We start from the raw sequence: 13,195 nt of genomic DNA on the forward strand, positions 1-13,195 counted from the left end.
TAAAGGGTCAACGCCCTGGTTTTATCCCCCCCTTGGACTGATCCCCTACCCAAAGAATCAGAAAAGCGCTTAACTGGACAAGAGCGTGATCTAAATCACCCAAAGGTCGTTTGTGGTTTTGAGATTGCCGCCTTGGGTTAGTCACTTTTCTCGTTTCAAACCATGTCTAACAACTACGGAGCATTTGCCGCTATTACCGTTGATGCGGCCGGGACCGAACACGCCGTTTGGGAACAGAGCGGGGCCCTGTGGCATAGCTATTTTGATGAAACCGCTAACCAGTGGGTGGAAGGTCGTCCTGTGGCCACATCGGTTGGCGGGGGCAAACTGCAACTGATTACCGGCGATATTATTCCCTACCAAGTCACAGATACGGGAACGGGGCAAACCTTTACCGAGTATGCGCCAGGGTTGGTGGCAATTTGGGCCGATAGCAACGGCGACCTGTTTTATGTCGTGGGGCGCTATGGGGAAGACCAAACGGTTCAGTGGTCAAATGCCGTCGAATTTGGCGCTCCTAATCTTAATAATCCCAATGACACCGTTTTTAGCCAAGATCCGGCGCTTGCGCTTACCCCAGCCACCATTACCCAAGAAGGTATAGCGACTCCGGCGGCGGTATCCGTGGTCTATTCCCAAGTCGATACCACGGTGGAATACATTGCCAACTGGCGGGGCAGTTTAGGCGATCAAAATACCCTCATTAGCTTTCGTTTTACTGGTGTTGATAGCAATGGCGATGGCATTTTATCGGGGCGGGGCGCGAATAACAGTTTAGGGGATGGTATTAGCAATGAATTGACAAGCTGGACAATGTTGGCGCTGTCGGCGGATGGCACGACGGTTTTAGCCAGTTATGACCTTAGCCAACAGTTAGCCCTCGACACCTTCAACTTTAATTTTGATCTAGCTAACCAACAAATTTTGGCCAATGCCGATGCAACCGTTTTTTCCCCCAGTGAAGATCTCTATGGCTTAAACACAGGGCTAGACCGTTCTGTTGATAGTGACGATGCCGTCTGGATACTCAAGAGTCAAAGCGCAAGCGAGGAGATTCAGTTACAAACCATTCCGGTCGGTTCAAACACCCCTACTACCATTGCCATCAGTTCCCTAGCCAGCGCGATTTTTCCCGTTGCCAGCCAAACCAACGACGATACTGATCTTTACAGTGAATTCATTGCGTTTACGGGGGATGCTCGCACTAGCGATACGCTCACCGATCAAAACGGCAATATGGTCACCTTTGCTGACCAAATACCGATTCCTGCCAGCTATGAACCTCTGGGGCCTGAGGCCCAGTTTTTGACTGCTGACACGATTAATTCCAAAAGTAATGAGGCTTTGTTGGGATTGGGCGCAACCTCTAGCAGTATTGCCACCACTCCCTTCGGCACCACCCAAGGCTTTAATTTAACGTTTGCCGCCGCCAGTTGGATTTTAACGGGGCAAATTCCGCTACCCGCCTCCTTGATTCCGGCCGATAGCAATCAAACGTATACCCTGACGGGGTCTATTGGCACGAGCAAGGAAGTCCAAGATGGACAAGTGGTTTACGTACTAGATACTAATGTTTCGATTGCCGAAGGGCCAACCATTACATCTGGCTCCGATGAAAGCTCAGGTCGAGATCAATTTGTGGGAACCTCCCTGTCCCTTTCGTTAGACCTGAGCACCACATTTACCCCGGATGAGTCGGGGGATTTGCAATACTCAGACGCTTCCATAGGTTTGACGCTGGGATTTGGAACGTTTGATGCGATTCAACTGTCTGTTCCCCCTCTACCCGCAAAGCTAAAGGGAGGGATTTTGCAGGGGAGTGTCACCTTATCTAAACTGAATTTCACGGTTAATACTGGTGTTGACTTAGCAACCAAATCAACGACACCGCAACTGCCGATTTACCTGACGGGGAATGTCAACACTCCGGGTTCCATCCAGATGGTCAATCAAACCATCACGGCCTTTTTGAATGGAACAGAAGGTGAAGCGTTAGCGGGTTTGCCCCTGGCTCTATTGCAAACCATTGCTCTGCTGACCCTGGAAGAAAACGCCCAAGGGGAAGTGGAACCCGCTGAGGGAGGAATTTTAAATTATCCTGTCGCGACGGTGGAAACCCTGATCGGCTTGCTCTATGGGTTGCAAATTGTGGAGCAGGTGGGCACGTTGTTGGGCGATTTGAAAAACTATACCTTTGAGGATCTGACTATTGGGCTGGATTATGCGCCGAACTTGAGCGGCAGTATCGGCGTGTTGTTCAATACCCTACAAGGCAACATGGGAGCGGGAGCTGACATTGGCATTGACTTGAATGTGGATAATACAGGGGCGGCCTCAGTCGATTTAGATTTTGCGGGTAATTTGTCGGCCAGCGCTTCATTTTTGCTCTGGAATTGGTCTTGGGGCTGGAATAAAGGGGTTAGCTATTCTTTTGATTTATCCACTAATTCATCAGCAACCTTAGCAACGGACAGCATAACTGACAGTACGGCCAGCGGCAATACAGGTGATGTCACTGTCATTTATGCCCCCACGACTGGCTCCAACATTCTTTACCAAACGACAGGGGCCGTCCGCTCCGACTTATCTGATCCCAGCGCCGGAACCCTCAATGATTTAACGGCAGATGATGATATTACCCTGGCGTTTGACCCCTATACCGGGTCAGTGTTATTGGCTTGGGTGGCGGCGGGCGGTGACAGTACCCTTCCCCTGGCCAGTCAAACCGGCGCGGTAGTTAGTCGGGTATATGCCTCGGCGTTGGATAGTTCTGGGCGGGGTTGGGATATTCCCACCGTGGTGAATCAAACCAATGAGAGCCTTCATCCGGGGTTTAATTTCAACCCTAGTGGTGAATTTTTCTATACCAACACCAGTACCGGGGCGATCGCCAATCCGGCCACCATTGAGGATTTTGCCGACTATACCCTTAACCGTATTTTGGTGTGGGGTTTTTCCGAAACAGCAGGGGATTTAAACGCCAACAGTACTCCTGATGAAGTGCAAGCAGCGATCCAAGCGACCGATATTTATTACAGCCTCTCCAGTCGTCCCGCCAGTGGAGGTGTGTGGAGCGATTGGAGTGCGCCAGAAGTGGCGTTTGCGATGGCGGGAACCGATAGTTTACCCACGGTGGGACAAGATCCCGACGGCAATTTAAGGTTAGCTTGGGTCTCCGATAGCGCCATTAATGATGAACCCCTCTCCACCATCTACACCAGTACCTGGGATGCCAGCAATGACCAATGGACAGAAGCGGCGATTGTCGCCCAGCAGAGCGATTTACGGGTTAGTAAGCTGATTCTGGATGCCTTTGGCTCTAATCCTGCCATTTACTGGACTGACGATATTGCGCCGAGTTACAGCGCCACGGTCTTAGATGACGATCCGGCTTGGTACTATCGCCTCAACGACAGTGGCAGTTCCGTCGCCCAAAATTTAGGTAATTTAGGCAGTACCTATAACGGCGCCTATGTAGGGGGAACGGTGGCCATTGTGGCCGATAGTGCGTTAGTGAACACCGAAACGGGTGATGGTGACCCCGATGCGTCGGCCCAATTTAGCGCCACAGCGGGGGGGTATCTTTCCATTCCCTTTAGTCAAAGCAGTTTAAACGGCAGTTACACCCTCGAACTCTGGGTCAAACTGGATAGCACGGCCAGCGGTCAAATTCTCTTACAAAAACTGCCCCTCGCCACCGACAGTAATTCAACCCCGACCCCCGAATGGATTCTACAAACTGGGGAAGGGGGAACGCTGGTGTTTGATGTGGGCAATGGCGAAATTACCAGTGAGGCGCTGACCACCGGAGAATGGTATTACGTGGTGGCGACGCTGGACAGCAGCATTAACGGTACTCAAGACAATCCGATCTCCGCCTTATATTTAAACGGCGCCTTAGTCGGGCAACAACAGGGCAGTGCCAACCCCAAAGCCGATGCGTCGGTGGTAGCCGGTCAAAATCTGGACGGACAGTTAGATGAAATCGCCATTTACAACGCCCTCTTTACGCCAACGCCCGATCCCACAGTGGATGCGAGCGGCAACATCACGAATTATGATCCTGGCATTACTGGGGTCAATGCCATCAGCAATCATTATGTCGCCCGCTATAATCTTCCCGCCAATGTGGTGAAAGATGGCACGTTTTATGCGGTTTACGACGGCAGTGAATGGAGTAGTAGTAATCTATTTGCGCCTCAGCCCCAAGATCCGGTGACTCAGCCCCTACTCTCCCGTCTGCCAACCTATGACGTTGTTTCCACTTCTGGCTTAGCCCCCGATGGGGTGACGGATCTTTATACCCAAATTTCCCTCGTCAATCCCAATGCCACCCTCAACGCGATCCAAGTCACCAGCCCTGATGGCAACACTATTTGGAGTAGTAATTGGGCAACGGATGGTCACCTTCCCCTCGCAATCATCCAAGGTGATGAACTGACTAATAATGCCAGTGGCGTTAGCCATACCCTCTTGGGCATTACAGAAACTTTTGATCTTTATTTTCAAGGGACAGCCTCCACCTCGAACTACACCGTCAAGGTCGTTTTTAGTGATGGCGCCACAGCGACTCAATTCCAACCCTTATTACCGAATCCCAGTCAATCGGGAACCGCCGGGGATGTCATTTCTGCCCAGGGGGACATTCTTGAAGATGAAGTGTCGAGTCTGGCTCAGATTGATAGTGGGCTGACGTTAGCTACCAGCGAAGATTATGTTGGTACTGCCATGGCCGCTGGCGCATTTCTTGATGGTCAAATGGCAATCGCCATTGCGGCCCCCTATGCCAAACCCAGCGCCAATGGCGCAACGGGGGACGGCGCCATTATCATCATTCCGGCTGGGAAAACGCTTAACAGTAATGCCGGATTAACCCTAGATCCAACCACCGTTCCCACTGGGGGTGTCCTGATTACTGGGGTAGAAGGTAGCCAAGAAAATGCCGGTTATACCTTGGGGGTAGGAGATATCAATGGCGATGGCAAAGCTGATTTAGTGATTGGCGCACCGCGAGGTAACAACCAGGCAGGCATTATTTATGTTGTCTTTGGCGAATACCTCACCGCCAACAGTAGCCTCAACCTGGCCACCCTCGTTAGTGAAGGCAAGGCCTTAGCCATTAGCGGCTTTAGTTCTGCCAGTGAAGCGGGAACTGCCTTAGCGGTGGGGAATTTAAACGGTGACGATTATGCGGATATTTTGGTGGGCGCTCCCTATGGCTCCGCCGGGGCCGGAGAAGTCTATGCCATTTATGGTAGCGCCAGCAGTAGTTTAACGCCCCAATTAATTTTTACCGGCGAAGCGGGTAGTACCGCTGGATTTGCGGTGGACATTGTGCCGGTTAACAGCAGTCGCCATACCCTCAACGCCGATGTCCATGCCGACATTGTGATTGGCGCTCCTAATTACCAACAAACGGTCACCTTTAACAGCCGTTTTCAAAATGTCAACGCTCCCAAGGATGCCATTAATGCTTGGCTGGCCACCACGCCTACCGTTCCCGATAACCAGAATATTACTGGCAGTAATGACCTGACCCTAACCACGGGTCGCGCCTACGTTTTGCTCGGACAGGGGGGCAATTTTGCCACCGGACTCACCCAAAGCGCTCTGGGGGCCAATAACGGTTTTATCTTGGATGGCTCTTCCATTTTTAACAGTGATGGGGATGCAGGCTATAGCGTTTCTGGCGCTGGGGATCTTAACGGTGATACCTACGAAGATTTGGCGATCGGCGCTCCGGCGGAAAGCAAAGGGGCTGGGAGTGTTTATGTGGTCGCGGGGCGCTCCAGTTTTGCTGACTACATTGATCAAGATCCCTTGTCGTTAGCCTGGGACAGTAACCTAATTCTCACGGCTCCAGAAGCCAGCGCCCATTTGGGTCGTTTGGTGGCAGATGCAGGCGATTTTAATGGCGATGGTGCTAATGATTTACTGATTGGTTCCCCGAATGCGGGCTACAGCGCCGGTCAAGCCCATATCCTGTTTGGCAATACCAGCAGTAGCAATAATCCCCTTTGGAGCAGCGCCACGGGCAACGCCTACAGCACCATTACCCCCCTGCAACCCGGCGCTACCCAAGGAACAGCTTTCTTTAACCAATTGGCTAGTGCCCCCGATCCGAGTTTTAATTACTTCACGTTGAATGGAACCAATCCCCAAGACTTAATGGTTCCGGCCACCGATGCGGTAGATGTCAATGGTGATGGCGTAGAGGATTTACTCGCCAGCGCCCTCGTTGGCAATCAAGTGGGCATTTTATTTGGCCATCCTTGGCTGGCGGACGAAGGCAGCTTGAAAATTAAAGACCTGACATCCAATCAGGGATTGATTATTCCGGGCGCAATTGACAACCCCACCGCCGCTCCACAGGTGATTTTACTGGGGGATTTAAACGGTGATGGCTATAGTGAAACCTTGGTCAACAATACCCCCACCGCTAGTACTCTTGTCTTTGGGGGCGGCACCCAAGCACTTCTCGATGACAGTCTGGTTACTCGTGAATTGACCTTAACCCAAGCGGTTTCTACCCAGTACACCGCCGTGGGGGATGTCAATGGGGATGGTTTGCAAGATGTTGTGGCAGAAACGAGCAATTCTGCCCTAAATTTGAATGGCATTAACAATTATGCTCAAATTCCCAATATCGAAGCGATTAACTTTGATACGAATGACAACTTTACTGTAGAAGCGTGGATTTGGATCGATACCCAACAGCCAGATACCCAAGAGGGGGACAATGACATCATTGAAAAATGGTCAGAGCAAGGGGGATATCCGTTTGTTATTCGCTATCAGAGAAGCGCTGGAGAAATTCTTGTCGCTCGTTTTGATGGCACAAATAATCCTGCCATAAGCGCAAAAATTGGAACTAACCAGTTCTACCATGTCGCCTTTGTTAAAGACGGTAAAAATTTATACCTTTATTTGGATGGCGAACTTGCGGCTTCCGCAACTGATACCACCACCAACAGCACTCAAAATAACTCTCCTCTATTTTTAGGCAGAAGGGGTGCGAGTGATCGCCCTAACTATTTTGCTGGGCAGATCGATAATCTCCGTATCTGGAATGTGGCCCGTACCCAAGCCGAAATTCAGGCCAATCTCAACCAAACCATTGACAAGCCTCTAACCCAAACCAATTTAGTCGGGGATTACACCTTTGATAATGGAACGGTAGATGACAGTAGCCAAAAAGGAAATAACGGCGCTCTGGAAGCGGGAGCAACGATTACAATGGTTTCAGCCATCACGAGTTTATTGTTGGGGAATGAGACGTTAGGAACCCAAGAAACGTTAGATATTTCCACGTTACCGTCCTTCTCTCTATCCTCATTATCTGGGTCAATTACAAACATTGTGCCGGGATTAGATCCCAATGGCGATGGATTTAACGACTGGTTGATACAGACAACGGAAGCACTTTACTGGGTTGTGGGTAATGCCGAGGGAACGATCGCCGATCCGGTGGCGTTAGATTTGAGTAATGCCCCCCTAACGTTCACAGAATTTTTAGGTATTACGGCGATCGCCGACACCAACAATGATGGTTACAGCGACTTGATTGGCATTAACGCTAGCAGCACCCCTGAACTAAGAATTCCCTATGTCATTTATGGTTCGGCTAATTTTGGTCAAACAGACACTGCTCTCACCTATGGGCAATTACCGACCGTTAATTTATCTTTATCACCCCAATTGGATGTCTTAGACATTGGCGATGTTAATGGGGATGGCAAGGGCGATTTTGTGGTGATTGGCTCAGGGATTGAGGACAATCTTTTTTATCTTGCCATTAGTGGCAGTGGAGAAACAAATTACACTTACGCCTCGCTAGAAGGTGAAAACATTGCTGACACCAATCCTTTGCAGTTAATCGGCAATGGAGATATTAATGGGGATGGCTTTGATGATGTCATTGTCGGACAACCCAGTGCATCCAAAGTCTATGTCGTTTTTGGCAGTCCTAACTGGAAAAATGTAGGACAGACTGATTTTATTTTCCTTCCCAGCCTCACCACATCAGCCACAACAACCGTTACTGCTGATGGTTTACCCCTATTCGGACTAACCATCGAAGGGCTGGCCAACTCCCAAGCTGGCTTAACCCTCGGTGGCGGTGAGGATGTGAATGGCGATGGGTTTGCCGATTTTGCCATTGGCGCACCGGGTGTGGATAACCTTAGCTATGTGCTGTTTGGCGGTGATTTCCTCGCAACATTGAGCCAAGGGGGAACGATCGCCAACGATGTTTTGGAGGGAACAGCAACGGGAGATAAAATTATCGGGAGCAATGGCGCAGATTTTTTGGACGGCCGAGGAGGGTTTGATGTCCTTGTGGGTGGCTCCGGTAATGATGTCCTTGCCATTGGCGATACCGATTTTCGACGAGTTGATGGGGGCAGTGGGCGCGACACTCTTAAGCTGGCAGGAGCGCTCAATCAAGTCTGGGATTTAACCGAGCTAAGCAGTGGTTTGCGACTCCAAAATCTAGAAGTTATTGACATGACCGGCTATGGCGAAAATACGTTAACCCTCAATGCCTTAACGGTTCTGAATTTATCTACCACCAGTAACAGCCTCTTTGTGGATGCAGATTCTGGCGCAAATGGTTTTACCGACACTCTATTCTTAGCGAGTGACTTTACCAACCAAGGAACCGTATCTGGTAATGGCGTTACCTACGATAAATATACGTCGGCAGAAGCGTCTATTTATGTCACACCCGGAGTTCGGGTTATCTCTCTGGACACACTAACAGTTGTCACCACCAACGATGATATTGGTTCCGTCGAGGTCGCCATTACAAGCTTGACTGCGCCAGAAGAAAATTCCGTCGCCGTCTTCGACGCAACCCCCCGCATTTTTGTCTCTGAAGGGGTGGTTTCTGAAAGCGAATCAGAGGCTAAGTTCACAGTTACCCGAACTGGTGACATTAGTGAAGGCTTAACCCTAAATTACACGACTCTCGATGGTACTGCTGATGCGGGCACCCATTTTATCCCTCGCTCCGGCAAACTGATTTTTGGGCCGGGGGTCGAAACCCTCTCTGTGGATATTCCCCTGATTGATGACATTATTCTACGGCAGTCCAATCGCAACTTTGACTTACGAATCCTGGAATCCTTTAGCCAGGGAGGCGACTTTAGCCAACCGATCGCCGCTGGAGAGGGGGACGATGTGGTTCAGGTGAGCGCTCAAGATTCTTATATTTTGGGAGAAGGCGGGAATGATCGCCTTTTCGGCGGTTCCAGTAACGACCAATTGCTAGGCGGGAGTGGCGATGATTTTCTCAGCGGAAATCGAGGCAGTGATCAACTAACCGGCGGGCTTGGCAACGACACCTTTGTGTTCACGGCTTTACACGACGCGGGCGACCTCATTTTTGACTTTGAAGTCGGCGTTGATTTAATCGATCTCAGTCAACTACTCGACACGCTCAATTATGGAGGCAGTGACCCGATCGCCGATGGTTATGTCCAGTTTGGTGCCGCTGGGGAAACCCATTCCCAACTGTTTATCGATCCTGACGGGAGTTTGGGAGCAGCCAGTCGTCGGGCCTTTGCATTTCTATTCGATGTGGATGTTGGGGGCCTGAGTGATGCCACTAATTTTTGCTTTTAGGGACTGAATCCCCCCTATGTCTCCCTTGCCACCTTTCTCAACCTTGTCCATCTTTTATCAATCCTGCTCATTGATTATGAACATGAAATTCTTAACCTTTACCACTAGCGCCATTTTCTCGGCGATCGGGCTGACTCTCACCGCCTTTCCAGCCCAGGCGGCGATTATTCATTATGAATTTTCTGTCTTGATCGAGAGTGGCTCCCTCGTTGGGCAAACCTTTGATGGCACTTTTCGTTATGACGATGCCGACGTGGCAGGATCACCCCAGGCGACGGCGACGGTAACGGGTTTTGATTTCGATTTTAATGGCGCTAACTATTGTTACGGTAATCTTTGTAACGGCAGTATTGGGGAAACCATAATGACTGCGCCCGTCGCCTATTTTGCCGTTTTCGACCCCAGCGCCTTTGTGGGACTCAACGGCAGTTACATTAATGGCGATTTTTCGTTTGACTTTAACAATGCCTTTGTCAGTCCCGATGATTCTAGTTTTGACTATAGTCTTTCCGCCTTACCCAACGACTCAGGCGTTGGCAAACCCTCTTATTCCGCTGTTCCTGAACCTTTTACACTGTTAGGCGCTGTCTCAGCCCTTTTTTGGGGGGCGACGTTTAAGCGTAAAGTCGGACACAAGGGAAGTGGTCAAAAATTGTCTTAGGAGATTAGTGCAAAATCAATCATAAGCTTTACGATTTTATCCTAAGCTTCCTTAGATTCTTCGTCTAACAGTTATTTTATTTTCAGTTGTTTACCAACACTTTTGTTTATCATGCTCAACAAAATTCTGTCCCTGCAATATTTATCTAGCCTGATGACCAAGAAAGCACTGATTTCTCCTATTTGTCAGTTGATGGTCATACCGACCACCCTATTACTAGGGGCACTGCCCGCAGTGGCTGGCTCAATTGGGTTGCCCCTTCCTACCATTACTGAATTAGCCAAAGATGCTTGGATTTACGGTTTTGCCCCAGTGACCGTTGCCGAAAAGGAGTTTAATCAAACGATTCCGACTGCTGATGCCGTTTATGCTCCGATCAATAAATTATTCATCGATACGGCTACCCCACTCCCCGATAATCAACTTTGGGTATCTCCGAATGTCAATGTTGTCTATGCTTCCTCCCATATTGACTTAACGAATCAACCCCTTATTCTCTTTAACCCAGACCGGAGTACAACCCCCTTTGCTGATCAATACTTTGTTTGGCAATTTATGGATGCTTACACCAATGACTATGACTATGTTGGAAGTCGTACCACTGGGCAGGGGGAAGGGACTTATGCCATTGTTGGGCCAAATTTCAACGGAACGATTCCTTTTCCTATCACGAAAACCATCACATCACCCACCAATTCTGGTTGGATTGTCGGACGATTTGAAGTGACGCCTAACTCTACCTCAGATCGCAATGAGGTTGTAAACTTGATTCAAAAAAACGTTTTTCTAACGCTTAATGAATATCAATCATTTATTATTGACGGAAATGACCCAGATTATAAAAATCCAATCATTACAAAACCTGGCATCGAGTTTCCAGAATTAAATGTTGAAGGTCTAGAGTTTTTCAATGTTCTGAATCGTTGGTTAGTCAAAAATCCTCCCCCGGCTCTAGACAATCCAATTTTAGGGCAAATTGCTCAAATTGGTATTAGCCCGGTCGAAAGTGAACAAATCGAATTTGATGATCAATTTATTATCAATAATCTCGATGAAGCGGCCGCTCTGCTCTTGGGAATTAAAGAGGCAGAAGAAATCGCCGCTATCAAAACCATTGAGCCAGACCAAGCCTATTGTGTTGGCAGTGATGTTTCTTTTGATAACTGTTCTGAGGATCAGAAATTATTAATTAATGATGTCCACAATGGTTGGTTTTATTCTTTGGGAACTCCTTTTGGTAACTTTGAGGATGAGTATCTACCCCGAACCTTATTAGCTCGTGGTGGCTTAGGAGGAAATGTAGTTGAGGAAGCAGTTTATCCCGTTCGTTTTTTCGATGAAAACGATCAACTCTTATCTCCAACTAAGCAATATACGTTTACGTTTGAAGCGGGGTTTGATCCAGTGAATGATCCTGGTTTCTGGTCAATCACAATGTACGACTTAGAAACTGGCGAAATCGTTGCCAATCCCTTGGATCGTTATACTATCGGTAGTCAAAATGACTTAATTCCTAATCAGGATGGGTCGATTACGATTTATATTCAGCGGGATAATCCCGGTGGCGATCAAACTAACAACTGGTTGCCCACAGCAGTATCAGGGAATGATCCTTTCTATCTTCTATTTCGTGCCTACAACCCCAAGGAAGGATTTTATACGCCTGTTTCTCTCATCCAAGACACGGAAATTCCTTTGCCGAATATCCAGACAGAACCAGTTCCCGAACCTTTAACTCTTCTGGGAACTACCACAGCAATTATTTTTGGGGCATCATTTAAGCAACGTCTAAATAGAAAGAATAAGTAGCCTGACGGCAACGCTTTACTCAATGACCGAGATATGAAAACCGATCCCCAAAATCATTCCTCAACGTTAGAGCAACCCCTCAGAATCGTAAATACTGATAGTTTTGCGGCAATTCTGACCCAGTTGGGGATTTCTCTCGTTGTTTCCACCTATCAAGCTGGCAAATTGATTGTTATGGGGGCTGAGAATGAGATGAGCGTTAACACCCATTTTCGTCGTCTAAAAAAATCCCCCCGAAGGTAAACATGAAGCCTGTTTCTTGCTTCGAAATATGCACATCACAGGAGATATTGACATTCATGAAACGGTCGCCCCAAATACGTGACAGCCTAGATCCCCAAAGTAATGAATTGGTTTGTGTAGCCCAAGTGCTGGGTTTTACGAGGGGTCTAGATTTCTATGACCATAAGGATCTCCCAAGTATTTCCGCAGGTAGGGAGAAAAAACTTCATAAATTAAGGTCAGAGGTTTACCGGCGTGCCAGAACAAATAATGGCGCCCCCAAAAGGGGCCAGTTTCTTGAAAGGCAGTTTCTAAAGCGGGCTGGTTTCCATAGTACAGACCCTGCACATCCCGATAGAGTTCGCTGTGGAGGCGGGACAAACTTTCCCAAATGGGCAAACTGCGATTTTCTAAATACTCGTCCACATGGCTGGCGTCCCACCAAGAGACGGCGTAGGCTAATCGCTGGCCCGAAGCGGTTCTTAACCAGACCTGGCGCCGGAGCCAGGGACGGGGCACAGCTTCGATTTGGCCCGGCGCCGCCGGATCGGCTTTTTCAACTAAGGACATGTCTAACACATCCACCTCGGTTTTTTCCCCCGTCAGTAGTTGCAAGTGGCGGGTGGGAGAGCCGTCTCCGAGGATTAGCATCTGCCAAGCCGGAGCGAGTTGCCGGTGGGGCAAACCAGTTTTCACCGTCTGTTGGTCTCCTTGCCACAGCAATTCTAGGCTATGCCAGGAAGAAGCCAGCACCGTTGGGGAAGAGTGTATCAAAGTGAAGTTACAAAAATTTACGTCTTTTTTAAGATAGCAAACCCAAGACGGTTAGCGATCCGGCAGGAGGCCGCAGACCTGCAACCGTTGCGCCAGCGCCGGAAA

Annotated in this window: 4 protein-coding genes; 3 read left to right on the forward strand and 1 reads right to left on the reverse strand. The window is 49.0% G+C overall.

The features are described 5' to 3' along the window. Window positions 1–162: 162 nt before the first annotated feature. The 3 genes from VKJ25_RS10435 to VKJ25_RS10445 all read left to right on the forward strand — a co-directional run bounded on the left by VKJ25_RS10435 (window position 163) and on the right by VKJ25_RS10445 (window position 12,094). Window positions 163–9,624: a LamG-like jellyroll fold domain-containing protein gene (locus tag VKJ25_RS10435; protein ID WP_324236569.1), complete on the forward strand. Its 9,462-nt coding sequence runs from the start codon at window positions 163–165 to the stop codon at window positions 9,622–9,624. A 16-nt stretch (window positions 9,625–9,640) separates the two neighbouring features. Next, window positions 9,641–10,285: a PEP-CTERM sorting domain-containing protein gene (locus VKJ25_RS10440; protein ID WP_324236570.1), complete on the forward strand. Its 645-nt coding sequence runs from the start codon at window positions 9,641–9,643 to the stop codon at window positions 10,283–10,285. A 111-nt stretch (window positions 10,286–10,396) separates the two neighbouring features. After that, window positions 10,397–12,094 (forward strand): PEP-CTERM sorting domain-containing protein, encoded by a 1,698-nt coding sequence (locus VKJ25_RS10445; RefSeq protein ID WP_324236571.1) that lies wholly within the window; start codon window positions 10,397–10,399, stop codon window positions 12,092–12,094. Between the two features lie 378 nt (window positions 12,095–12,472). On the opposite strand, the gene VKJ25_RS10450 is transcribed toward VKJ25_RS10445, so the two are convergent. Next, window positions 12,473–13,039, reverse strand: a complete 567-nt coding sequence (locus VKJ25_RS10450; RefSeq protein WP_324236572.1) for a chorismate lyase — start codon at window positions 13,037–13,039, stop codon at window positions 12,473–12,475. Window positions 13,040–13,195 lie beyond the last annotated feature (156 nt).

Origin of the sequence: Okeania sp. (genome assembly GCF_035285525.1) — a bacterium.
Lineage (GTDB): Bacteria > Cyanobacteriota > Cyanobacteriia > Cyanobacteriales > Microcoleaceae > Trichodesmium.